Source organism: Sphaerisporangium sp. NPDC004334 (genome assembly GCF_053602655.1).
In genome coordinates this window covers 100,199-123,793 of the sequence record NZ_JBSGDZ010000026.1, presented here as the reverse complement: position 1 = coordinate 123,793, position 23,595 = coordinate 100,199, and the positions used below count along the sequence as shown (strand labels likewise).

Here is a 23,595-nt window from a genome sequence, read left to right as displayed (position 1 = left end):
AAGCTTGACGGTGTCTTTCTCCTGTGCGTGTGCGGCATTCGCCGTAGTTATGCGGTTATGGGGAATCTGAACGGTGATGACAGAGTTGCGTACTTTTAGGACGTCCGTGCTGCCGGCGCAAGGCGTCCGCTTCGACGTTCAGGACCAACCCGCAAGGAGAGTTCCCCGACGTGACGACGGCAACGACGTCCAAAAGCATCGGTCTCAGGTCGGAGCGCGGTCCGGTACTCGCCGCCATCATGCTCTGCACCAGCCTGGTCGCACTCGACAGCACGATCATCGCGACGGCGGTGCCCTCGGTCGTCAGCGACCTGGGAGGCTTCTCCCAGTTCCCGTGGCTGTTCTCGATCTACCTGCTCACCCAGGCCGTCACCGTCCCGCTGTACGGGAAGTTCGCCGACATCTTCGGCCGCAAGCCGGTGATGTTCTTCGGCATCGCGGTCTTCCTCCTCGGCTCGGTGCTGTGCGGCGTGGCCTGGAGCATGCCGGCGCTCATCATCTTCCGCGCCCTCCAGGGCATCGGCGCCGGGGCCGTCCAGCCCATGAGCATCACCATGGTCGGCGACCTGTACTCCGTCGAGGAACGGGCGCGCGTGCAGGGGTACGTGGCCAGCGTGTGGGGCGTGTCCGCCGTGATCGGCCCCACGCTCGGCGGCCTGTTCTCCGAGTACATCTCCTGGCGCTGGATCTTCTTCATCAACCTCCCGCTGGGCGCGATCGCCGCCTGGATGCTCGCGCGCCGCTTCAAGGAGAACGTCACCCGGAGCACCCACAAGATCGACTATCTGGGCGCGGCGCTGCTCACCGCGGGCTCCTCGCTGATCATCCTGGCGCTGCTCGAAGGCGGGGTGGCGTGGGCCTGGGACTCGGTGCCGAGCCTGGCCATCTTCGCGGCCGGCATCGTGATGGTCGTCGCCTTCGTGCTGGTGGAGCGCCGGGCCGTCGAGCCGATCCTGCCGCTGTGGGTCTTCCGCCGCCGCGTCCTGATCGGCGGCAACCTCGTCGGACTGAGCGTCGGCGCGCTCATGATCGGCCTCACCTCGTACGTGCCGACCTTCGCCGAAGGCGTCCTCGGCACCGGGGCCCTGGTCGCGGGCTTCGCCCTGGCGGCTCTGACCATCGGCTGGCCGCTCGCCGCGACGTTCTCCGGCCGCCTGTACATGCGCATCGGCTTCCGCGACACCGCCCTCATCGGCGCGGCCGTGGTGCTGGTCGGCTCGGTGATGTGCGCCTTCCTCGGCGAGCACGCGCAGGTCTGGCAGGTCGCCGCGGCGTGCTTCGTCGTCGGCGCCGGACTCGGCCTGTCCTCCAGCCCCACCATGGTCGCCATCCAGTCGGTCGTCGGCTGGGAACGCCGCGGAGTCGTCACGGCGACCAACATGTTCAGCCGTTCCATCGGCAGCGCGGTCGGCGCCGCCGTCCTCGGCGCCATCTCCAACGCCACCCTGTCCGACCGCTTCACGCACCCGCCGGCGGCGCTGGCCGGCAAGCTGCCGAACAGCCTCGATGCCACCAGCCTGGTGCTCGGCGCCCAGGGAGCCGCCGCCCAGTCGCCCACGGCCACCTACATCCGCAAGGCCCTGTACGACGCCAGCCACCACGTCTTCCTCACGGTCCTGGTCGTCGCCGTCCTCAGCGTCGGCGCCTTCCTCCTCATGCCCCGCAAAACAGAAGAACTGACCTTCGACTGACCATCGGTGACGGGGGGCCGGGCACTCCAGATGACGGCGTGATCGAGTTGGCCATCGGTCAGGATCGCTGCGTCCTCACCGAGAACGTCCGTGACTTCGAGATGCTGCGAGTCCGAAGGCTCACACAGGGACGGCCGTGTGCGGGCCTGCTCTACAGCGCTGCTCACCGTTTCCCCCGTACCAAGTCGGCGATGGGCCGACTGGTCGACGCGCTGGAGGAAAGGCTTTCGTGCGACCGTCTGCCTCCATCGGGCCAGGTCGACTGGCTCCCCTGAGAAGCGGCCTCGGCGGTGTGCCGTTGTCGTGCCTCTCGCCGTGGGCAGGGCCGCCGAATACGATGAGAGGGACGGCACCCCCCCCGATGGAGAGGGGAACGGACATGGCGATCTCTCTCAATCACACGATCGTTCCCGCACGCGACAAGCGGGCCTCGGCCGGTTTTCTGGCGGGCATTCTCGGGTTGGCCGTCGGCGAGCAGGTGGGGCCCTTCATCCCCGTGCTGGTCGGAGAGCTGACCACGCTGGACTTCGCCGACGTCGACTTCGCGACCAGGGGCGTCAGCGAGATCTCCCCGCACCACTACGCCTTCGCGGTCGGCGAGACGGAGTTCGACGAGATCTTCGGCAGGATCATGGACGCGGGCCTCGACTTCTACGCCGAGCCCCACGAGCCCAAGCGCCACGGGGAGATCAACACCTGGCGCGGCGGCCGCGCGGTCTACTTCGACGACCCCGACGGCCACATCATGGAGGTCCTGACCGTCACCTCCTCCTGACCGGTCCGCGCCTCAGTCCGGCACGGCCGGCGGGTAGTGCTTCCCCACTTCGGCCGGCAAATCGCCGAAGGAGCGGTCGAGCCCCACCGTGTTGATGGTCAACCCCCTCCAGGGAGGATCGGACCGGAGTTCGGCGTTACAGAGGTGATCTTGACGATCCGAACGCCGGGTCCCGTTCACCGGCACCCCGTCCGACCCACGATCCGGGGCTTGGTGTCCTGGTCGGACGGCCTTGGAAGCGGCCGGCACGCGGCATCCACCCGGCGCGCCCGCCCGTGCTTGATCGTCACTCGCTCCGTGTCCGAGAGCCGGGTGGGCAGAACTCGGCCTCGATCACCGTCTTGGACATGTCGAGCGAGTTGGATCGGCCGTACCGGTCGATGTTCATGTTGATGGCGATCATGCGCTCGGCGTTCCGGGCGCCCATCGCGAAGGAGAACCCTCCGGTGATGGCGCCGCCGATGCCCCAGACCTGCACGCCGCACGCCAGCGTCCAGGAGAAGACGCCGGTACCGTACGTGGTGCCGGGGATCCAGGTGTCCGTCCAGGTGCCGTCCGGCATCTTGATCCCGGTCTTGACCATGGCGAACATCTCCCGCTGCTGGGCGGGCGGCATGAGCTTGCCGCGTAGCAGCGCGCTGGTGAACCGCTGGAGGTCGCCGACCGTGGAGACCACGCCGCCGGCCGCCCACCCTGTGGTGGCGCTCTGGTTGGTCACGTCATGGACCTTGGCGTCGGTCTCGGTGGCGAACAGCGTCGAGTAGTGCCGGGGGTGCGGGCCGCGGATCTTCGTCTCCTTGCCCGGCAGGTACGTCCCGGTCAGGCCGAGAGGGCGGACGATGCGCCGCTCGATCTCGCCGGCGAGCGTCTTGCCGGTGACCTTCTCGACGATCATCCCGGCGAGGATGTAGCCGGTGTTGGAGTACACGAAACCGTCACCCGGCGCCTCGAAGGAGCGCGGATTACGCAGGCCGATCTTCACCAGTTGCTCGGGCGTGTAGGCGTCGTAGCGGTGCTCCAGCCAGGCGGGGCCGGAGAGCTTGGCGAACTCCTCCTTGTCATTGCCGTAGTTGAAGATCCCGCTGGTGTGGTTGAGCAGGTGCCTGATGGTGATCGTGCCGCCGTCGTTGCCATTGCCGTGGACCAGGCCGGGCAGCCACTTGTCCACGGTGTCGTCGAGGCTCAGCTTCCCTTCGGCCGCCAGTTGCAGGACCACGGTGGCCGTGAACGGCTTGGCGGCGCTGCCGATCCGGAAGCGTTCCTGCGGCTGACGCTTGCGGCCGGTCCGGGTGTCGGCCACCCCTGCCGAGCCGAACCACCGCCCGCGACCGTCGCGGACCTCGGCCACCATGCCGGGCACACCGCCGTCGGCCACGGCCCGGTCGAGCGCCTTCTGGACCTGGGCGTGGGCGCTCGGCGCGGAGGCGGCTGCCGCGGGGAGCGACGTGGCGGCCTGTGTCAACGCGACGGCGGTGATGAGCAGCCCTGCCGTTGAGGTGAGAGATCTGGTCATGTCGATTCCTTCCAGGCGATGGGCGTCAGCGCGACACCGATCGCCTCACTCGCGATAGTACTCATTCGGCGCAGACCAAAAGCTATCTTGCATTCACGAAATAATCAACATAAACATCCGCCATACCGGGCAAAACCACCTCGTTTTGCAATGGTAATGGGAATGAACGCAAGTCAAATGACCGGACTTGCAATGAGATGCCGACGAACGCAATACTGTTCACCCGTCCGCGGGCGCGACGAGCGAGCCGGGCCGGGCACAGCGACAAGGAGGCACGCCCCATGCCGGGAGGCAGACTGACCTACCAGGACCGTCAGCACATCGCCGCAGGGCTGACCGAAGGACTCACCTACACCGAGATCGCCCAGCACCTGCGACGGCCGATCTCCACCATCACCCGGGAGGTGGCCCGCAACGGCGGAGCCGATGGCTATCAGGCCGACCGGGCACATCAGGCGACCGAGGGCCGGGCTCGCCGGCGCAAGCAGGCCCCCGTCCCGGTCCCCGCGCCACCGGCTGCCGGCGACGTGCCCGGGCGAGACCCCCAGGCGGTCCATGCCCTGGAGGAACGGCTCGCCACGATGATGACCATGACGGGGCTGCCGCGCATGACCGCCCGGGTACTCGCCTGCCTGTGCACCGTCGACAGCGGAAGCCTCACCGCCGCCGAACTCGTCCAGCATCTCCAGGTGAGCCCGGCGTCCATCTCCAAGGCCATCGGCGAACTCGAACGGCACGAACTGATCCGGCGTGAACGTGACCCACGCCGGCGGCGCGACCGGTACGTCATCGACCCCGACGTCTGGTACCGAGCCTGGCTGGTCAGCGCCCGGCAGAACGCCCTCATAGCCGATCTCGCCCGCGGCGGAACCGAAATCCTCGACTCCACCACTCCCGCCGGCGCCCGACTGCAGGACATGAGCCAGTTCTTCGAGCACGTCAGCCAGAACTTGATCCACGCTGCCGAGCAGTGGCGGCAGGATTTCCTGTCGAGGCGGCCGACAGATCGTTCACGGCTCGGCGCTGACACTCACGAGTAGAGTCCCAGCCTCCCAGTCGGCCGCGCTGCAGTCATGTGATGACATCGGCCCTGTCGCCCGACGAGTCGGCGCGGTGCATGGCCGTGCTCAGGAAGCCCCTCGAAGGATGATCGTCGATGGATCGGAGCATCAGAGGTCTCAGGTGGCGTAAGAGCACTCTGAGCGGCGCGAACAACGACAACTGTGCTGAGGTGGCGGAGCTTTCGGGCGAGGCGTGGGCTGTTCGGGACAGTAAGGATCCCGAGGGGGCGGTGGTGGTGTGCGCCCCTCGGGAGTGGTCGGCTTTTCTTCAGGGTCTCAAGGGCGACGAATTCCGCTGCTGAACCCGCTTCCGCGTCGGATGCCGGGCGGTCAGGCGGCGGCCTGGTCCTGGACGATCTGGTCTTTCAGGGGGGCGAGGGCGGAGGCGATCGTGGCGATGGTCTCCGTCGAGACTCCGCAGGCGCCCAGCGCTCCGGCCAGGTGGCCGACCACCGTGTCGAAAGCGCCCACGGTGATGCCGAGGCCCGCGTGGGCCTGGTCCATGGACCTGCCCCGGTACTCCTGCGGCCCGCCGAGCGCCGCGGCGACGAAGCTGCGCTGGTGGGCCTTGAGCTTGCCCATGTCGACGTCGTTGAAGTAGCCGGCCAATGCGGGGTCGGTGATGACGCGGGTGTAGAACTCCTCGACGACCGCCGCGACCGCTTTCGCGCCCCCGACCTGATCGTAGATCGACGCCATGGTGTCCTCCTCGACGTTGTACCGCCGTCGACATGAGGATGACCACCGAGCGTTGCTCCGCGGAAACAGCGAAAATCGTTCTGTGTAGCCGGTGTATCACCGAAAAGACATGCTGGTAATGGGCGGCGGGCGGTCCGTCACCGGCTGCCCGCCTCTTCCCGCGAAGTGCCGGTCCGGCGGCAGACCGGGGTCAGGCCGGTAGGCGGGCGACGCCGCCGATGAGGGTGGGCCGGCTCAGGTCGATTTCGACGTCGATTTCGACGTCGGGCTCGGAGGCGGGCCGCCAGGCGGACACCGGCACCAGGCCGGGTTCGAGCAGGTCCATGCCCTCGAAGTAGCGGGCGATCTGCGCGTGGTCGCGTGGCTTGACCGAGCCGGTCGCGGTCCGGTTGTAGAGGGCGCGGACCTGCCGGTCGGTGCGCCCGCCGATCTGGCCGGTGTACCCGTGCGAGATCACCAGGTGGCTGCCCGGCGCCACGCTCTCGCGAACCCGCGAGACGATCATCGCCGCCTTCTCGTCGTCCGGCACGAAGTGCAGGATGGCGACCATCAGGACGGCCACCGGCCGGGACAGGTCGAAGTGACCGAGGACGGCGGGGTCGCCGAGGATGCGCTCGGGCGTGGTGACGTCGCCCTGCACCACGATCGTCCCGGTGCTGTCGGCGAGCAACGCGCGGGCGTGGGTGAGCACGATGGGATCGTTGTCGACGTAGACGACCCGGGCGTCCGTGGCCACCTCGCGGGCGACCTGGTGGACGTTCCGCTGCGTGGGCAGCCCGGCGCCGATGTCGAGGAACTGCCGGATCCCCGACTCCGCCAGCAGCCGCACCGCCCGGCCGAGGAACTCGCGGTTCGCACGGGCGACCTCGCGGATGTTGGGCACCAGCTCGATCATCTTCTCGGCCGCCGCGCGGTCGGACGCGAAGTTGTCCTTCCCTCCGAGGTAGTAGTCGTACATTCGGGCCACACTGGGGATGGACGGGTCGATTCCCGCCACTAAGGGGTCCTCGAACGTCATATCCTCGCCTTTCGTCTGGTAGGGATCTTATGACGCGCCCGCGCGCCCGTCCCTGGTCCGCCGCCGCTTTCCCGCACCGGTCGGACGGGGAGTCGCGCCGCGGCGCGCGGGCCGCATGGGGCAGGCTGGTGTCATGGAGCTGTTCCCGCAGGTGCCGGTGGCCGACTGGCAGGACACCAAGGAGACGTTGCACCGCTTCGCCCAGGTGGTGGGCAAGATCCGGCTCGCCGCCGGAGTGCGGCGCAACCACTGGTGGAACGCGCCCTTCCACCTGACCGGGCGCGGGCTCACCACGCGTCCGATGGGACAGGCCGACGGCAACCCGATCTTCACCATCGACTTCGACTTCGTCGGCCACCGGCTGGAGGTGGCCGGGGGCGACGGCAGGATGATCTCGTTCCCCCTGTGCGGGCACTCGGTGGCGTCCTTCTACCGGGAGACCATGAGGGCGCTGGACGACCTCGGGATCGACGTTCACATCGACATCCCGAGGCCGTTCGACCTGCCTGACTCCGACCGGCCGTTCGCCGAGGACACCGAGCACGCGGCCTACGAGCCGGCGACGGTCACCCGATATTGGCGGGTCCTGAACCAGGTGAACCTGCTGCTGGAGGAGTTCGCGGCGGGGTTCTCCGGCAAGATCAGCCCGGTGCACCACTTCTGGCACACCTTCGACATCGCCTGCACCCGCTTCTCCGACCGCCAGGTCGAGCCGTCACCCGACGCCGACCCGGTGACGCGCGAGGCGTACTCACGGGAAGTGATCAGCTCGGGGTTCTGGTTCGGCGACGACGCCTTTCCCGAGCCCGCCTTCTACTCCTACACCGCCCCCGAGCCGGCGGGGCTGGCGAACGAGCCGCTGCTGCCGCCGGCGGCCCGGTGGACCGAGCGGGGTGGGAGCCACCTCGCGGTGCTTCGCCACGCGGACGCCCGCACCGACACCGACCCGCACGCCGCCGTGCTCGCCTTCTACGAGAGCGCCTACCGGGCGGGGGCCCGGCTCGCCGGCTGGGACATCGCCCGCCTTGCCTGCCCCGGCGGCGTCACCGATCCGCTTTTTCGCGTCGGCGGCGCGCGGGCCGGGCTTCCGCCTGCCTGAACGGCTTCGCGCGGGCCCTTCAGGACGCGGCAGGGGTGCCGGGCGGCACGGTACGGCCGCCCGGCACCCCTCAGGGATCAGCGGGGCCGGTCAGGTGGTGGCGTTCTGGGCGGTCTTCTCGGCGGTCTGGCGGATGCGCTCGAGCTGGGCGTCGGTGACGTTCAGGGAGCCGAATTCCTTGACCGCCTGGTAGTAGGTCCAGGCGACGCTGTTGCAGGTGGCCCTCGGGATGGTCGAATATCCGGCGCAGACCGCCTTCATGTCGAAGTAGAAGGAGTCGTCGATGCGCGACTTGTTCGCCGGGAACTGGTTTACGGCCTTGTAGTTGCGGTAACCGAAGTCGTGCCGCCTGCACGGCATTCTGAAGTCGAAGCCGAGCGGCTGGTCAGGGCTGCTGGAGCACAGGTCGGTCGACCAGTCGAAGGCGTAGTCCGCCCAGTTGCCCTGGTTCTGCCAGGCGGCCTGCCAGGCGGAGGAGCTGGCCGACGTGGGCTGGGTGAAACTGAAAAGTGCGGCGAGCTTTTGCTCTAGCGTCACCGCGTATGCGGGTATTGTTAAACCGAGTATCGTGACGAGGGAGAGGGCGACGGTCGCGAGGGCACGTCTCATCATGGGGGGCTCCGGCTTTGTCGGGGGGATGGCTCGCGGGGCAGCGATCGGCCACGGCACAACAATGAGGCGAAATAACCCGGAACGCCGGAACATAATCTGATCAATACCGGTGCCGATATTCGCGGACAATCGCTCTTTACAAGCTGACCGCGTCCTGTAAAATCGACATTCTTCCTGGACGCCCCCGCCTCCGCGCTGTGGCAGGCTGGCCGGATGGACAAGATCTGGGATGTCGTCGTGGTCGGGGGCGGGCCGGCGGGTTCGGCGGCGGCCATCCGCGCCAGGCAAATACGGCCGGACGCCCGGGTGCTCCTGGTCGACAAGGCCGACTTCCCGCGTGACAAGGCGTGCGGGGACGGCATCGCCGCGCACGGCCGCGAAGAGCTCGCCCTGCTCGGCGTCCCCGATCTGATCGACGACTACCGGCCCGCGCGGGGGCTGTCGGTGGTGTCCCCGGGCGGCGCACGGGTGACCGCCGCCGTCGCCCGCCCCAATCACGTGGTCCCGCGGGCGGTCTTCGACGCCCGCCTGGTGGAGGCCGCCCGCGCGGAGGGCGTCGAGGTGCGCCGGCACCGCGTCCGCGGGCTCGCCGCGCGCGACGACCGGGTCGTCCTGGACGACGTGCTGGCCGCGCGCGTGGTCGTCGCCGCCGACGGGGCCAACTCGGCCGTGCGGCGGCTGATCGGGGTGCCGCCGTCGCCCGACCGGCACACCGCGATCGCGGTGCGCGGCTACGCCGAGGTTCCCGCCGACGACGACGTCCAGTTCATCGCCATGCAACGGGACGGGTGGCCCGCCTACGCCTGGTCCTTCCCGATCGGGGACGGCACGGCGAACGTCGGGTTCGGGATGATGCTGCCGCGGCTGCGCGCCACCGGCCGTCCGGGCCGGGAGGTCCTGCACGGCCGGCTCGCCGAGCTGCTGCCCCACCTGCCCGCTCGCGACCTGCGCGCCCACCACCTGCCGCTGTCCCCCGGCCGGCCGAGGCCCGGCGCCGGGCGGGTGCTGCTGGCCGGCGACGCGGCGAGCCTGATCAACCCGCTGACCGGCGAGGGCATCTACTACGCGTTGCTGTCCGGCCGGCTGGCCGGGGAGGCCGCCGTCGAGGCGGCGGACCCGCTGCCCGCCTACCGCCGCAAGCTGGCCAGGGCGCTCGGACGGCACCTGCGCACCACGGACCTGCTCTCGCGCGCCGCCCGGTCGCCCGGGTTCATCGACGCCGCGATCGCCACCGCCGCCCGCCGCAAGGAGGTCTTCGACCTGCTCGTGGACGTGGGCCTCGGCGCCGGCACGGTGCCGCCGCCCCTCGCCCTCGCCGTCGCCCGCCGCTGGCTCTGGAACGGCGTCCGGCTCCGCACCCGGCACGCCTGAACCTTAGAGCCCCAGAAGCCGGTCGGGCACGCCTCGGAAGGCCGGCCCCAGAGACCGGCGCGGCACGCCTCCCGGGATCAGCCTGGACGCCCGGGATCGCCTCGGACGCCCCGGAGATCAGCCCTGGACGTTCCGAGGTCCGGCCCCGGACATTCCGGGGCGGCCCTGGACGTCCCCGAGGTCAGCTCCGGACGACCGCGCGGGTGAGCATGGACAGGGCCGACGGGCGCAGGCCGTCGGTGCGGTTCCACAGAGCGGCGTCCACGGATTCGCGCTGGCCGGCGTGCTCGACGGCCGTCAGCCCGTGCTCGGCGAGAAGGGCGGCCATCTCCTCGGGCCCGAGGATCGACAGCCACGGTTCGCCCTGCTCGGCGGCCATGGGCATGACGCCCTCGACGTACGCCTGCCCGGCCTCGTCGCGCAGTTCCTCCGGCAGCATGTGGTCGACGACGACCTGCGACCCGGGCGCGAACCCGCCGATCACCTCCAGGGTGCGGCCGATGCCCTCCCTGGTCAGGTACATGGTCACGCCGAGCCAGCTCACGAAGGCGGGACGGGAGGGGTCGAAGCCCGCGCCGGTCAGCCCGTCCAGCAGCGCGTCGTTCTCGAAGTCGACGGGGACGAAGGTCACGGTGTCCGGGACGGCGATGCCCGCGCCGGCCAGGGCCGCGCTCTTCCACGCCTGGGTCGCCGGATGGTCGACCTCGTAGACCTGGACGGGCGCGCCGGCGCCGGCCCGGTAGGCGTAGGAGTCGAGGCCTGCGCCGAGGATCACATACTGGGCGACGCCGCGGCGCACGGCCTCGGCGAGCCGGTCCTCGGTGTGGCGGGCGCGGGTGACGGCCGCGGCGCGGACACCGGAGAGGATGAGGTGGGCGCCGTGCAGCCGGTGGTAGGCGAGGAGTTCCTCGGCGCGGTCGGCGAGCAGCACGTGGGCCAGGGTGTCGGCGAAGATCAGCGGCGGGTCGTCGACGATCAGATGCGCGGCGCGGGCGGCGGCCGCCATGAGGGCGGTGCGGCTCGGTTCTCCGTTTTCGTTCACGACCGGAGAGCATATATATGACTTTTGTCATCATATCATGGCGAAAAAACTTATTCAGGCCATTTGTCATTCCAATCCGATGACATTTCCCGGCCATTCACGCCGCCACTCCGGACCATTCCACCGGCCGGGCGCGGGCCCGGATCATCGCGCGGAGATCAGCCGGAGAACAGGCCGCGGACGTGGCCAGGCGGGTGGCCGAGGACGGCGCGGACCGTCCGGGTCAGGTGGGCCTGGTCGGCGAACCCCAGGGCGAGCGCCAGCCCGGCCAGGTCGGTCTCACCCTCCTCGATGCGGGCCAGGGCCCGGCTGACCCGCACCCGGTTGCGGTAGCCGCTGACCGTCATGCCGACGTGCGCACGGAACGTGCGGCTCAGGTGCGAGGGCGACACGCCGAGGGCCCGTGCCAGCCGCACCAGGTCGGCCGACTCCGGGTCGCCCGCGACGATGGCCTCCCGCGCCCGCGCCGCCAGCTCGCCCCGGCCGCGCCCCGGCCGGGTCCGGGATCGGGGGACGCGCACCGCGGCGGCGATCGCGTCCACCAGCCGCTCCACCGGGTCGGCGGCGTCGGCCGTGGCGCGCAGGAGCAGCCGGTGGGCGAGCTCCACCCTGCCGTCGACCGCGACCGGCGCCCGCGGCGGCTCGTCACCGGCGACGGCGTGCCACAGCGGCTCCCGCACGTGGATGAAGGTGCACACATCGCCGCCCGCCGGGTGCGCGAAGGCGTACTCGCGGCCGGGGACCGTCAGATACCCCATCGTCGGGTCGGCGCTCACCTCGTCGCCGTCGCTGCGCACGCGGAACCTGCCGCGCCGCACGAGAACGAGGCCGTTGCCGTGGCCCTCCTCCGGCGCCGACCATCCGTCGTGCCGTTCACCGCATGACACCACATGGACGGAGAAGTCTGACCCGTCCACCACCCGTCGGGACGTACGCACCCGCCCACCTTAGGCACGGCCACCCCACTTCCCCGCCCGATGCGGCCACATTTCGGACGTCCGAGAGAAGAAGCGCAAATACGTGCAAGACGCGGGGCGGGACGGCGGGCGAGCCTGTCGGAATGGTTTCCACGCTCACCCGGCGGCGGGGCGGCATCGTGCTCGCGGTCCTGCTCGCCGGCCAGACGATGGCATCGATGGACGGCTCGATCGTCACGGTGGCGCTGCCGTCCATCCAGCGCGACCTCGGCGGCGACGGGGCGATGGTGCAGCTCGTCGCCTCCGCGTACATGCTGGCTGTCGGCCTGCTGATCGTCACCGGCGCGCGGCTCGGCGACGTGCTCGGCCACCGGCGGGCCTTCCTCGGCGGGCTGGCCGGCTTCACGCTGGCCTCCCTGCTCTGCGGGCTGGCCTGGGCGGCCCCCGCGCTGGTGGCGGCGCGGATCGTGCAGGCCGCCGCCGCGGCGCTGATGACGCCGCAGGTGTTCTCCCTCATCCAGCTGCGTTTCGACGGGGCGGCGCGCAAGCGGGCGATCGGGTTGTACTCGATGGTGCTGGCCCTCGGGGTGGCGCTCGGCCAGCTGGCCGGCGGGCTCGTCGTCGGGGCCGACCTGTTCGGCCTCGGCTGGCGTCCGGCGTTCCTGATCAACGTGCCGGCCGGCGCGGTCCTGCTGGTCGCCGGCGTGCGGGCGCTGCCGCGAGCGGGCGCGACCGCCGCGCGACTGGACCTGGCCGGCGTCGGCCTGCTGACCGTGGCGATGACGGCCCTGATCACGCCGCTGATCTTCGGCAGGGAGCACGGCTGGCGGCCCTGGACGTGGGCGTCGCTGGCCGCCGGGGCCCTGTTGCTCGCGGGATTCGCACGGTTCGAGCGCCGCATGGCCCTGCGCGGCGGGCAGCCGCTGCTCGACCTGACGGTGCTGCGTCCCAGGGGCGTGCGGCCCGCGCTGGTCGCGTGCTTCACGGTGATGGCCTGCTACGCGGCCTTCCTGTTCGCGCTGACCCTCCACCTGCAGGGGCGGCTGGGGTTCGGCCCGTTCGGCGCGGGGCTGGCCTTCGCCCCCTACGCGGCGGGGTTCGCCGCGCTGAGCCTGACCTGGACCCGGCTGCCGGAACGGACGCAGGCGGCCCTCCCGGTCGCCGGCCCGGTCGTCTTCGCCGGGGTCGCGGCGGCGGTGGCGGCGGTGACCGGGCTGTGGGGCGGCGGGTGGCCGGTGGCGCTGGTGACGCCGCTGCTGTTCGCGGCGGGGGCGGGCCACGCCGCCGGGTACAGCCCGCTGATCGCCCAGGTGTCGGCGGTGGCCGGCCCCGGCCGGGCGTCCGCGCTGTCGGCGCTGAACTCGACCGGCCCCGTGCTCTCCTCCGTCGGCGCCATCGCCGTGCTCGGCGGCCTGTACCTGAGCGCCGGACTCGGCTGGACCGCGGCGGCCATCGCCGTCCTGCTCCTCGCCGGGGCCGGTTCCGCCGCCGCCGCCCGCGCCGCCTGGCGCCCCGCCACGCCGCCGATGCCGGTACCCGAGGGCGCGGCACGGCGGTCCTAGGACGGCGGGAGGCGAGGCGGGTGCGCACCCCTCCTAGGACGGCGGGGTGGACAGGCGGGCGCGCTGCGGGACGACGGTGTAGCGGGGGTCCTGGCTGGAGGCGACGCCCGCCGAGAACACCCCGAAGCGGACGCAGACCGAGGCGGCCATCAGCGCGGCCCCCGAGACGACCGCGAGCGCCCGTCCCCGCCCTGGATGGCCGGGGACGGCGTGGGAGGCGTGCGGCCTGGAGGCCGGTGACGCGAGTGAAGCCAGGGAGCCGAGCCGGACGCGGGACGGGCCGGTGGGCGAGCCTCCTGGGACACGGCCGGCGGAGACGCGGCCGGCGGCCAGGGCGGCCAGGGCGCCGGCCAGGCTCAGAAGCTCGCCGGCGCGGGTCAGCGTGCCGGGCCGTCCCCGCTCGTACGCCTCGGCGACCATGCCGAGGCGGCGGCGCATCAGCCGCCCGGCGGCCAGTTCCAGCGCGACGCCGAGCACGGCCGCGCGGCGCGCCGGGGCGTTCTCGGCCGCCGGCGTGGCGATGAGGGCCGCCCCGGCCGCCGTGGCCATGGCCGAGCCGGCGAACAAGAACGGCATCTCACGGTGTCCCTGGTGCCAGGCGGGCACGGCGGTGTCGCTGATCAGCACCGCGGTGTAGGTGCTGACCGCCGGTCCGAGGACCGCCGCGCCGTACCCGGCGGCCCGTCCCACGAGGGGATACCTGCCGGTGAGGTCGGTGAGCGCGCTGACCCCGGCCAGCGGCGCGTACGCGGCCAGCAGCCAGGAGCCCATGTTCATCGGCGAGGACGGCTTGACGACGCGCAGCATGTTGACGAAGCGGGCCGGACGCCCGAGATCGGCGACCAGCGCGGCCAGCGACAGCGTGATGCCGGTGAGCGCGGCGAGCTTCGTCGCGCGGGCTAGGGACGGGCGGCCGGTCAGCTCGCCGCCGGCCGCGAGCGCCGAGGAGGCGCCGGCCAGCCCGCCCAGGTACAGGTACCCGCCGATGTGCAGTTCCCGCCAGACCGGCGGCTTGAGGATGGGCCGGTCGTAGTAGGAGGTGAACTCCTCCGCGATCGAATCGGCCGTCAGGGTCGCCCCGCCGCCGGCGCGTCCACGCGTCGTCATCTCGCTCCTCGCTCTCGTCGCGCCGGTGTCCACCTGGGGGCGGTCGCCGCCGAGCCTCATCGGCGTGCCGTGAGGAAGGCGGCGGCGACCCCGCAGACCAGGGCCGCCGCGGCGGCGGCCGCGTGCCGCCACATCGAGGGCAGGTCGCGGGTGGGGTCCATGGGGGCGGGCGGCAGTCCGTACACCTCCGGCTCGTCCAGCAGCAGGAAGAACGCGCCGTTGCCGCGCACCCCGTCCTTGGGGTCCTCGCCGTAGAGGCGGGCGTCCTGGACGCCGTCGCGGTGCAGCGAGCGCACGCGCGCCTCGGCCCGTTCGAGCAGCTCGTCCACCGGCCCGAACTGGATGGACTCGGTCGGGCACGCCTTGGCGCAGGCCGGGACGAGCCCGTCGCCGAGGCGGTCGTAGCACAGCGTGCACTTGAACACCCGGCCGTCGTCCTCGCGCTTGTCGATCACCCCGTACGGGCAGGCCGAGACGCAGTAGCCGCAGCCGTTGCACACGTCCTCCTGGACGACGACCGTGCCGAACTCGGTGCGGAACAGCGAGCCGGTCGGGCAGACGTTCAGGCAGGCCGCGTCGGTGCAGTGCTTGCACACGTCGGAGGCCATCAGCCAGCGCAGGTCACCGGCCCCCTGGTCGCCGGAAGGCCGTCCGCCGGGGGCCTGCGGCGCGCGCACCGGCTTGCGCTGTTCGATGAAGGCGACGTGCCGCCAGGTGGACCCCGACAGCTGCCCGGTGTTGTCGAAGGACATGGCGGTGAGCTCGAAAGGCGCGTCCGCGGGAAGCCGGTTCCACTCCTTGCAGGCCACCTCGCACGCCTTGCACCCGATGCACACCGAGGTGTCGGTGAAGAAGCCCATCCGCGGCGGATGCTCCGGGTAGCCGGTCTCCTCCTGGACCGCGGGCAGCCCGGCGGCCGGAGGCGCCGTCATCGCACGCCACCCTGGTGTGCGGGCTGGTCGATGCCGGCGCGGCGGCGGAAGGTCTCCACCAGGCGCGGGAGGCCGGGTCCGCGCGGCCGCCGCCCCGGCTGGATGTCGGCGGTGAGCACCTTGGTCTCCTGGATGTCGGCGTTCGGGTCCAGCACGATGGAGGTCAGCTCGTTCGCGGGGTCGCCGACGGCCAGGCCGTTCGGTCCCCAGTGGTAGGGCAGGCCGATCTGGTGGACGACCCTGCCGTCCAGGCGCAGCGACGGCATCCGATCGGTGACCATGACCCTGGCCTCGATGGCGCCGCGCGCGCTGATGACGGTGGCCCAGCCGCCGTGCTCCAGCAGGCGTTCCTCGGCCAGTTCCGGCGACACCTCGCAGAACATCTGCGGCTGGAGCTCCGACAGGTACGGCACCCAGCGGCTCATGCCCCCGGCGGTGAAGTGCTCGGTCAGCCGGTAGGTGGTGACCACGTACGGGTAGACCTCGCTGCCGGGCGGGTGGTAGCGGTTGCCGGGCCGGTCGTAGGTCAGCCGGGCCGGGTTGCCGCGCTGCGCGGGGTGCAGCAGGTTCTCCGACGGGGTGTCCTGCGGCTCGTAGTGGGTCGGCAGCGGGCCGTCCATCAGCCCGGCGGGCGCGAACAGCCAGCCCTTCCCGTCGCCCTGCATGATGAACGGGTCGATGCCCGACAGCGCGTCCACGCCTTCGGCGTCCTCGTGCGGCCGGTGGTCCGGGGGCCGGTCCTCCACGAAGTCCGGCACGTCGTGGCCGGTCCACCGGCCGAGCGAGGCGTCCCACCACACGTACGCCTTGCGCGGGCTCCACGGGGCGCCCTCCGGGTCGGCCGACGCGCGGTTGTACAGGATGCGCCGGTTGAGCGGCCAGGCCCAGCCCCATTCGCGGGAGGTCCAGCTCTGCTCGGTGTGCGGCCTGCGGCGCGCCGCCTGGTTGACGCCGTCGGCGTACACCCCGCAGTAGATCCAGCAGCCGCACCGCGTCGAGCCGTCGTCGCGCAGCTCGGTGTAGCCCGACAGGAGCCGCCCGTCGGGGCCGTACCCGTTGATCTCCTGGAGCACGGCGGCGGCGCTCGGCTCGGCGAGCGGGCCCTCGACCGGATAGTCCCAGGCAAGGTCGAGGAACGCGCGGTCGCCCGGCTCGTCCGAGCCGGCCAGCCGCTCCTTGACCATCCGGCCCAGGTGGTAGGTGAACCACAGGTCGCTGCGGCGGTCGCCTGAGGGCTCGACGGCCGCGTCGTGCCACTGGAGCAGGCGGTTGGTGTTGGTGAAGGTGCCGCTCTTCTCGGTGTGCGCGGCGGCGGGGAAGAAGAACACCTCGGTGGCGATCTCCTCGGTGCGCAACTCGCCGCTCCGCACCTCGCGGCCGTCCTTCCACCAGGTCGCCGACTCGATGAGCGAGAAGTCGCGCACGACCAGCCACTCCAGGTTGGCCATCCCGAGCCGCTGCAGGCGGGCGTTGGCCGACCCCACCGCCGGGTTCTGCCCGAACAGGAAGTAGCCCTTGCAGACGCCGTCGAGCTGGGCCATCGTCGTGTCGTAGGTGCTGTGCGAGCCGGTCAGCCGGGGCAGATGCCCGAAGCAGAAGTCGTTGCCGGGCGTCGCCGCGTCCCCGTAGTAGGCCTTCAGCAGGCTGACGACGTAGTTGCGGGCGTCGGCCCAGAACCCCTTCTGCGTGCTGATCACCTCGGTGAAGGTGTCCAGGTCCTCGTCGCTGTGCGCGTACGGCATCGGGATGTAGCCGGGCAGCAGGTTGTACAGGGTCGGGATGTCACTGGACCCCTGGATGCTGGCGTGGCCGCGCAGCGCCATGATGCCGCCGCCCGGCCGGCCGATGTTGCCGAGCAGCAACTGCAGGATGCTCGCCGCCCGGATGTACTGCGTGCCCACGGTGTGCTGGGTCCAGCCCACGGCGTAGGCGAACGCGCTGGTGCGCTCGCGCCCGGAGTTGGCGGTCAGCGCGTCGCAGACCCGGTGGAACAGCTCCGGCGGGATGCCGCACGTCCGGTGGACGAACTCCGGGGTGTAGCGGGCGAAGTGGCGCTTGAGGATCTGGTACACGCAGCGCGGGTCGCTCAGCGTCTCGTCGCGTTGCGGGTGCAGGTTGACCGGGGCGCCGCCCGAGCCGTGCGCCTCGCTGCGGCCGGGAACGTGGTACTCGTCGAGGCGCAGCCGCCGCCCCGACGCGGCCTTCACCGCGGGCCCCTTGTACTGCCAGGTCGCGACGTCGTAAGTGCGGGTGCCGGGGTCCCAGCCGGAGAACACCCCGTCCAGGTCCTCGGTGTCGGCGTAGTCGTCGGTGATGATGCTCGACGCGTTGGTGTAGTTGAGGACGTACTCGCGGAAGTCCTTGCCCTCCTGAAGCACGTGGTTGATGATCCCGCCGAGAAAGGCGATGTCCGAACCCGGGCGGATCGGCACGTACAGGTCGGCCATCGCGCTGGTCCGGCTGAAGCGCGGGTCCACGTGGATGATCGTGGCGCCGCGCAGCTTGGCCTCCATCACCCACTGGAAGCCCACCGGGTGCGCCTCGGCGAAGTTGGAGCCCTCGATGACGACGCAGTCGGAGAACTGGAGGTCCTGCAGGAAGGTCGTGGAACCGCCCCGGCCGAAGGAGGTGCCGAGCCCGGTGACCGTGGAGCTGTGACAGACCCGCGCCTGGTTCTCCACCTGGATCACGCCGAGCCCGGTCATCAGCTTCTTGATGAGGTAGTTCTCCTCGTTGTCCAGGGTCGCGCCGCCCAGGGTGGCGATGCCGAGGGTCCTGGCGACGCGTCTGCCGTCGTGCTCCTCCTGCCAGGTCTCGCGCCGGGTGCGCACCACCCGGTCGGCCACCATGGTCATGGCCGTGTCCAGGTCGAGTTGCTCCCACTCGGTGCCGTGGGGCCTGCGGTACAGCACCGCGTGCTCGCGCCCCGGGCCGGTCGTGAGCTGGAGGGTGGCCGACCCCTTCGGGCACAGCCTGCCGCGGCTGACCGGAGAGTCGGGGTCTCCCTCGATCTGCACGACCTTGCCCCCGGAGACGTACACGTTCTGGGCGCAGCCCACCGCGCAGTAGGGGCAGACCGACTTGACCACGCGGTCGGCGGTGGCGACGCGGGCGCGCAGCGCGTCGGTGCGGGGCGAGCGGGCCGCCGCTCCGAGGCCGCCGCGGTCGGGGCCGGTGACCTGCCGCAGCACCGGCCACCTGCCCAGAAACCCGCTCATGCCCATACAGCCCCCCGCTCGATGTCGCCGCCGGGGGGCGCGTGCGCTTCCTGCCGGTACCTGCCCCTGTGCGGAGAGCTCCAATCGCACGCGTCCCGTACGGGCTCACCGGCCGGCCGCCGGCGTCGCGGGTCGTCGCGGACGCGACACGTCCCACCGCCGCCGCGGTGGGCGTGGTGGCGCCGCGTCCCACTTCCCCGGGCAGGACGCCGGCGTTCGGGCTGGGCAGGGCGCCTACGGGCCGCCGATCTCGTACGGGGTCTCCCCGGAGGCGATCGCGGACAGCATCGCGGCCAGGTACCGCTGAGTGGCGGCGTGCAGGCCGTGCCCGAAGCTCACCCGGGCGACGCCCAGGGCGGCCAGCTCCGCGAGGGAGGGGACGCCCGGGCGGAACAGCACGTTGACCGGCCCGCCCACCTCGGCGACCAGCGTCTTGATCACCTCGGGGTCGGCGGCGCCGATCGGGTACACGCAGTCGGCTCCCGCCCGCAGGTAGCGGCGCCCGCGCTCCACGGCGTCGGCGAGCCGCCGGTCGGAGGCCCCCTCGTCGCGCGGGTCCGCGGCCCCCGCACCGTGGGGACCGGAGGTCCCCGCGCCGCGCAGGTACGTGTCCACCCGCGCGTTGATCACCAGGTCGGCTCCCGCCCTCGCGGCGGCGGCCCGCACCTCCGCCAGGAAGCCGGCCTGCTCATCGGGATCGACCAGCGTGCCGGTGCCCGGGTCGGAGTCCTCCAGGTTGAGACCGGCCGCCCCCGTCGCGACCAGCCGCTCGACCAGTTCGGCGGGCGCGAGCCCGTACCCCCGTTCCAGGTCGGCGGTGACCGGCACCGGCACCGCGCGGGCGATGCGGGCGACCGCGTCCAGCATCGCGCCGGCCGGCGCCTGCTCGCCGTCCGCGTAGCCGAGGACGGGCGCCACCGCCGCGCTGCCGGTGGCCACGGCGGGGAAGCCCGCCTCCACCACGGCGCGCGCGGAGGCGGCGTCCCAGACGTTCGGCAGCACCAGGGGCCGTCCGGGCACGTGCAGCGCCCGCAGCTCCGCCGCCTTGGGAGAGGTCATCAGTGCGCGGAGGGGTGGTAGTTCCCGGGGACCAGCCGCGAGGTGACGCCGATGCGGTTCCAGGCGTTGATCATGATGATCGCCCAGATGAGCTTGGACAACTCCTCCTCGCCGAACTGCTCCGCGGCCCGGGCGTAGACCTCGTCGCCCACCCCGCTCTGCGGCAGCAGGGTGATCGCCTCGGTCAGCTCCAGCGCGGCGCGCTCGCGGTCGGTGAAGAACGGCGTCTCGTGCCAGACCGTGAGGGCGTAGAGGCGTTGCTCCCGCTCACCCGCGGCCCGTGCGTCGATGGTGTGCATGTCGACGCAGAAAGCGCAGCCGTTGATCTGGGAGGCGCGAATGCGCACCAGTTCGAGCAGCGGGGCCTCCAGACCACTGCCGGCGACCAGGCCGTCCAGCTCGCCGAGGGCCTTGTACATCTCGGCGGTGTGCTTGTTCAAGTTGACACGGTGCTGCGGCCGCGTGGTGGCGGGGGCGCTCGTGGTGTTCGTCGTCGTCATGAAATCCATGGTAGAAGCCCAGTGGACCGGCGGTAAGATCCAGTGTTGTGTCAGGAGATTGGGCCACTTTCGGGGTCGACCTGCTCGTCGAGATGGACGCCGTCGCCGGTCGGCGCACCGGCCTCGAGCACGCGCTGCGCGACGCGATCCGCGACGGCCGGCTCGCGCCGGGCACCCGCCTGCCGTCCAGCCGGGCGCTGGCCGCCGAGACCGGGCTCTCGCGCGGCACGGTGAGCGCCGCCTACGACCAGCTCATCGCCGAGGGCTACCTGACGGCCCGCCACGGCTCGGGCACCTCGGTCGCCGACGTCGCCCCGCAGCGCGCGGGCGCGCCGCCCGCCGGCGGGGACTCCCCGGCGCCCAGGTTCGACCTGCGGCCCGGCAGCCCCGACGTGACCACGTTCCCCGCGGCGGCGTGGCTGCGCGCCACCCGGCGGGTGCTGGCGACCGTGCCGGCCGCCGTGCACGGCTACGGGGCGCCGGCCGGCACCGCCGCGCTGCGCACCGCGCTGGCCGGCTATCTCGGGCGCACGCGCGGCGTGCTCGCCGGCCCCGGCCGGATCGTCGTCATCACCGGGTACGTCCAGGGCCTCGCCCTGCTGGCCGGGGTGGTCGCCGCCGGCGGGCGCCCCACCATCGCGATGGAGGACCCGGGGCTGGCCTTCCACCGGGAGATCGTGCGCCGGGCGGGCGCCGGCGTCCTGCCCCTGCCGGTCGACGGGCGCGGGGCGCGCACCGGCCTGCTGAGCACGGCGGCCTACGCCGGGGTGGGCGCGGTCGTGGTGACCCCCGCCCACCAGTTCCCGACCGGCGCCACCCTGCACCCCGAACGCCGCCACGCCCTCGCCGACTGGGCGCGCAGCACCGGCGGCCTGATCATCGAGGACGACTACGACGGCGAGTTCCGCTACGACCGCCAGCCCGTCGGCGCCCTGCAGGGCATGGCCGCCGATCACGTCGCCTACCTCGGCACCGCCGCCAAGACCCTCGTGCCAGGGCTGCGCCTGGCCTGGATGATCCTGCCCCCGCGCCTGGTCGGGCCGGTCACCGACGCCAAGCTGCACGCCGACCACCACACCGAGACCCTCGCCCAGCTCGTCCTGGCCGATTTGATCACCTCGCACGTCTACGACCGGCACGTGCGCGCCTGCCGGCTGCACTACCGCCGCCGCCGCGACCTGCTGCTGGCGCGCCTTGGCCCCGCGCGCGCCTCGTTCCTCGACCCGGGCGGCGTCGCGGCCGGCCTGCACGCGCTGATCCACCTGCCGCCCGGCGGCCCGGACGAACGGGCCGTCCTCGCGGCGGCGGAGGAACGCGGCCTGGCCCTGGGCGGCCTGGCCGACTACTGGCACCGGGAGAGCCCCGGCCACCCGCAGGGCGTCATCGTCGGGTACGGGACACCACCGGAGCACTCCTACGCCGCGGCCCTGGACGCCCTGGCCGAGGTCCTCGGGCCGAGGCCGGTCAGAGGGAGAAGGGCTCCACGGAGGTGACGGCGTGGACGGGGACGGGGCCGTAGATGTGCGGGAAGGCCTCCTGCGCGCCGGGAGGCACCTCCAGGCGGACCTCGCCGTCCAGCAGCGCCTCGTCGATGGTCAGCACGACGAGGGGGGCGGCCACCGCCGCGTAGAAGTTCCGGGCCACCCCGTCCAGCTGCGCCCGGTCGGCGCTGGCGTGGATGAACCCCTCCTGCTCGAGGGTGCGGCCGAGCGTGGACACGCGGTACTCACCGGCACGCACGGCGGCCTCCCAGTCGGCGGCCAGCGCCAGATGGAGGATCGTCACCGCACCGAGCCTAGAACACCCGCGCAGGGCCCGCCACGCCCGTCCCCACGCATGCGGCGGGGCCGGGCGCGCCGTCGTGCGCGCCCGGCCCCGTCCGGGTGACCGGGAGTCCTTGAGCTACTTCTCCAGGGGGACGGTGCCGTTGACGGCCGTCTCGGGGGCGGCGGGGGCGGCGGCGTTCAGGTTGGGCGGGGTGGCGCCGGACAGCAGGGAGCGGGCCAGGCCGAGGCCGGTGCCGCCGAGGGTCAGCGCCTTGGCCAGCAGCTCCTCGACGCCCTGGGCGCCGTTCAGGACGACCATGTGGTCGACGTTGCCGAACGCCTTGGAGCCGGCCTCGACGATCGCCGGCCAGTTCTCGGCGAGCTGCTGGGCGATGACGGCCTCCTGGTTCTCCGAGAGAGCCTGCGAGCGGGCCCTGATCGACTCGGCCTCCGCCAAGCCCTTGGCCTTGGCCGCCTCGGCCTCGGCCAGGCCGCGCGCCTTGGCCGCCTCCGCCTCCGCCAGGCCGCGCGCCTGGGCGGCGGCCGCCTCGCCCTCACCGGTGGCGCGGGAGGCCGCGCCGGCCGCCTCGGCGCGCAGCCGCACCGACTCGGCCTCGGCGGCGGCGGCCTGCTTCACCTGGGACGCCTGCGCGACGGCGCGCAGCTCGGTCTCTCTGGCCTCGGCCTCGGCCTGGGCGATGCGGGCGTCGCGCTCGGCCTGGGAGAGGGTGACCGTCTCGTAGGCCTTGGCGTCGGCGGGCTTGCGGACCTGCGACTGGAGCCGCTGCTCGGCCAGGTTGGCCTCCAGCTCGGCGGCGCGGGTCTCCTGGACGACGACCTCCTGGCGGGCCGTGGCCTCCGACAACGGGCCGGCCTGCCGGGCCTTGGCGGACGCCTGGTCGACCTCGGCCTGGTAGCCGGCCTGCTGGATCTGGGACTCGCGGATGGCCGCGGCCTTCTTGGCGGCGGCGACCTGCTCGGCCTCGGTGGCCTCCTGGTCGCGCTGGGCCTCGGCGATGCGGGCGGAGGCGGCGACCCGGGCGGCGTGCGGCTTGCCGAGGTTGAGGATGTAGCCGGTCTCGTCGTCGATCTCCTGGATCTGCAGGGAGTCGACGACCAGGCCGAGCTTGCTCATCTCGTCGGCGGCGCTGCTGCGGGTCTCACCGGTGAGCCGTTCGCGGTTGAGGATGAGGTCCTCGACGGTGAGATTGCCGATGATCGAGCGCAGGTGGCCGGTGAACAGCTCGTGGATCGCCCCGCTCATGCTGTCCTGCTGGTCCAGGAAGCGGCGGGCGGCGTTGGCGATGGAGACGAAGTCGTCGCCGACCTTGTAGATGATCACGCCGCGCACCTGCACCGGGATGCCCTGCTGGGTCACGCAGTTGACCTGGAGGTTGGTGGCGCGGCTGTCGAGCCGCAGGCGGCGCGCGGTCTGGAAGCCCGGGATGACCGCCGCACCCTTCCCCGTGATGATCTTGAAGCCCAGGCTGTCGGCCAGTTCGTTCCTCGTGTGGGCGCCGAGGCCGGAGATGATGAGCGCCTCGTTCGGCTCGGCGACCCGCCACACGGCCTTGAACAGCAGGACCAGGACGACGAACAGGACGACGATGCCGCCGGCCCAGAAGGCCAGCTCCGTACCGGTCATGTGTTGAC

General features: G+C 72.1%; 21 protein-coding genes. 8 read left to right on the top strand and 13 right to left on the bottom strand.

Going from position 1 to position 23,595, the window contains the following annotated elements; translation table 11 throughout:
• The first annotated feature begins 170 nt into the window (after window positions 1-170).
• The gene (locus ACWEN6_RS30445; protein WP_452574997.1) at window positions 171-1,691 is read left to right on the top strand and encodes an MDR family MFS transporter; all 1,521 of its coding nucleotides are present in this window, start codon (window positions 171-173) and stop codon (window positions 1,689-1,691) included.
• A gap of 379 nt (window positions 1,692-2,070) precedes the next feature.
• Window positions 2,071-2,466: a VOC family protein gene (locus tag ACWEN6_RS30440; protein WP_452574995.1), complete on the top strand. Its 396-nt coding sequence runs from the start codon at window positions 2,071-2,073 to the stop codon at window positions 2,464-2,466.
• 286 nt (window positions 2,467-2,752) lie between these two features.
• Here the strand turns inward: ACWEN6_RS30440 and ACWEN6_RS30435 are convergent, their stop codons facing one another.
• On the bottom strand, window positions 2,753-3,979 hold the full coding sequence (locus tag ACWEN6_RS30435) for a serine hydrolase domain-containing protein (protein WP_452574993.1): 1,227 nt from the start codon (window positions 3,977-3,979) through the stop codon (window positions 2,753-2,755).
• Between the two features lie 281 nt (window positions 3,980-4,260).
• Here ACWEN6_RS30435 and ACWEN6_RS30430 point away from each other — a divergent pair, with 281 nt between their 5' ends.
• Both ACWEN6_RS30430 and ACWEN6_RS30425 read left to right on the top strand, forming a co-directional pair.
• Entirely contained in the window at window positions 4,261-5,019 is a 759-nt protein-coding gene (locus ACWEN6_RS30430; protein ID WP_452574991.1) for a MarR family transcriptional regulator, read from the top strand.
• 116 nt (window positions 5,020-5,135) lie between these two features.
• Window positions 5,136-5,342 (top strand): DUF397 domain-containing protein, encoded by a 207-nt coding sequence (locus tag ACWEN6_RS30425; protein WP_452574989.1) that lies wholly within the window; start codon window positions 5,136-5,138, stop codon window positions 5,340-5,342.
• A gap of 28 nt (window positions 5,343-5,370) precedes the next feature.
• Here ACWEN6_RS30425 and ACWEN6_RS30420 read toward each other — a convergent pair whose 3' ends face one another.
• Both ACWEN6_RS30420 and ACWEN6_RS30415 read right to left on the bottom strand, forming a co-directional pair.
• On the bottom strand, window positions 5,371-5,739 hold the full coding sequence (locus tag ACWEN6_RS30420) for a group I truncated hemoglobin (RefSeq protein WP_452574987.1): 369 nt from the start codon (window positions 5,737-5,739) through the stop codon (window positions 5,371-5,373).
• 190 nt (window positions 5,740-5,929) lie between these two features.
• Window positions 5,930-6,757 (bottom strand): SAM-dependent methyltransferase, encoded by an 828-nt coding sequence (locus tag ACWEN6_RS30415; protein ID WP_452574986.1) that lies wholly within the window; start codon window positions 6,755-6,757, stop codon window positions 5,930-5,932.
• 133 nt (window positions 6,758-6,890) lie between these two features.
• Here ACWEN6_RS30415 and ACWEN6_RS30410 point away from each other — a divergent pair, with 133 nt between their 5' ends.
• Window positions 6,891-7,856, top strand: a complete 966-nt coding sequence (locus tag ACWEN6_RS30410; RefSeq protein WP_452574984.1) for a DUF5996 family protein — start codon at window positions 6,891-6,893, stop codon at window positions 7,854-7,856.
• Window positions 7,857-7,946: 90 nt separating this feature from the next.
• On the opposite strand, the gene ACWEN6_RS30405 is transcribed toward ACWEN6_RS30410, so the two are convergent.
• Window positions 7,947-8,393 (bottom strand): phospholipase, encoded by a 447-nt coding sequence (locus tag ACWEN6_RS30405; RefSeq protein ID WP_452574982.1) that lies wholly within the window; start codon window positions 8,391-8,393, stop codon window positions 7,947-7,949.
• A gap of 288 nt (window positions 8,394-8,681) precedes the next feature.
• Between ACWEN6_RS30405 and ACWEN6_RS30400 the strand changes: the two genes are divergently transcribed.
• Window positions 8,682-9,839, top strand: a complete 1,158-nt coding sequence (locus tag ACWEN6_RS30400; RefSeq protein ID WP_452574981.1) for an NAD(P)/FAD-dependent oxidoreductase — start codon at window positions 8,682-8,684, stop codon at window positions 9,837-9,839.
• A gap of 181 nt (window positions 9,840-10,020) precedes the next feature.
• Here ACWEN6_RS30400 and ACWEN6_RS30395 read toward each other — a convergent pair whose 3' ends face one another.
• Both ACWEN6_RS30395 and ACWEN6_RS30390 read right to left on the bottom strand, forming a co-directional pair.
• Window positions 10,021-10,881 (bottom strand): class I SAM-dependent methyltransferase, encoded by an 861-nt coding sequence (locus ACWEN6_RS30395; protein WP_452574979.1) that lies wholly within the window; start codon window positions 10,879-10,881, stop codon window positions 10,021-10,023.
• A 158-nt stretch (window positions 10,882-11,039) separates the two neighbouring features.
• Window positions 11,040-11,819 carry a helix-turn-helix domain-containing protein gene (locus tag ACWEN6_RS30390; RefSeq protein ID WP_452574977.1) on the bottom strand — a complete coding sequence of 260 codons (780 nt, stop codon included), beginning with the start codon at window positions 11,817-11,819 and terminating at the stop codon, window positions 11,040-11,042.
• Window positions 11,820-11,941: 122 nt separating this feature from the next.
• Between ACWEN6_RS30390 and ACWEN6_RS30385 the strand changes: the two genes are divergently transcribed.
• The gene (locus tag ACWEN6_RS30385) at window positions 11,942-13,360 is read left to right on the top strand and encodes an MFS transporter (protein WP_452574975.1); all 1,419 of its coding nucleotides are present in this window, start codon (window positions 11,942-11,944) and stop codon (window positions 13,358-13,360) included.
• 33 nt (window positions 13,361-13,393) lie between these two features.
• On the opposite strand, the gene nrfD is transcribed toward ACWEN6_RS30385, so the two are convergent.
• The 5 genes from nrfD to ACWEN6_RS30360 form a co-directional block, all read right to left on the bottom strand.
• Complete coding sequence (nrfD, locus tag ACWEN6_RS30380; RefSeq protein ID WP_452574974.1) at window positions 13,394-14,467, bottom strand: NrfD/PsrC family molybdoenzyme membrane anchor subunit; 1,074 nt, start codon at window positions 14,465-14,467, stop codon at window positions 13,394-13,396.
• Between the two features lie 56 nt (window positions 14,468-14,523).
• Window positions 14,524-15,399, bottom strand: coding sequence for a 4Fe-4S dicluster domain-containing protein (locus ACWEN6_RS30375; protein WP_452574972.1), 876 nt, complete (start codon window positions 15,397-15,399; stop codon window positions 14,524-14,526).
• Window positions 15,396-18,623 (bottom strand): formate dehydrogenase, encoded by a 3,228-nt coding sequence (gene fdh, locus ACWEN6_RS30370; protein ID WP_452574970.1) that lies wholly within the window; start codon window positions 18,621-18,623, stop codon window positions 15,396-15,398. The genes ACWEN6_RS30375 and fdh overlap by 4 nt, the downstream gene beginning before the upstream one ends.
• Window positions 18,624-18,851: 228 nt before the next feature.
• On the bottom strand, window positions 18,852-19,676 hold the full coding sequence (locus ACWEN6_RS30365) for an isocitrate lyase/PEP mutase family protein (RefSeq protein WP_452574968.1): 825 nt from the start codon (window positions 19,674-19,676) through the stop codon (window positions 18,852-18,854).
• Window positions 19,676-20,176 carry a carboxymuconolactone decarboxylase family protein gene (locus ACWEN6_RS30360; protein WP_452574966.1) on the bottom strand — a complete coding sequence of 167 codons (501 nt, stop codon included), beginning with the start codon at window positions 20,174-20,176 and terminating at the stop codon, window positions 19,676-19,678. The genes ACWEN6_RS30365 and ACWEN6_RS30360 overlap by 1 nt, the downstream gene beginning before the upstream one ends.
• A 47-nt stretch (window positions 20,177-20,223) precedes the next feature.
• Between ACWEN6_RS30360 and pdxR the strand changes: the two genes are divergently transcribed.
• The gene (pdxR, locus tag ACWEN6_RS30355; RefSeq protein WP_452574964.1) at window positions 20,224-21,669 is read left to right on the top strand and encodes a MocR-like pyridoxine biosynthesis transcription factor PdxR; all 1,446 of its coding nucleotides are present in this window, start codon (window positions 20,224-20,226) and stop codon (window positions 21,667-21,669) included.
• Here pdxR and ACWEN6_RS30350 read toward each other — a convergent pair.
• Complete coding sequence (locus ACWEN6_RS30350; RefSeq protein WP_354918376.1) at window positions 21,641-21,961, bottom strand: DUF952 domain-containing protein; 321 nt, start codon at window positions 21,959-21,961, stop codon at window positions 21,641-21,643. The genes pdxR and ACWEN6_RS30350 overlap by 29 nt on opposite strands.
• A gap of 117 nt (window positions 21,962-22,078) precedes the next feature.
• Complete coding sequence (locus ACWEN6_RS30345) at window positions 22,079-23,587, bottom strand: SPFH domain-containing protein (RefSeq protein ID WP_452574962.1); 1,509 nt, start codon at window positions 23,585-23,587, stop codon at window positions 22,079-22,081.
• Between the last annotated feature and the right edge of the window lie 8 nt (window positions 23,588-23,595).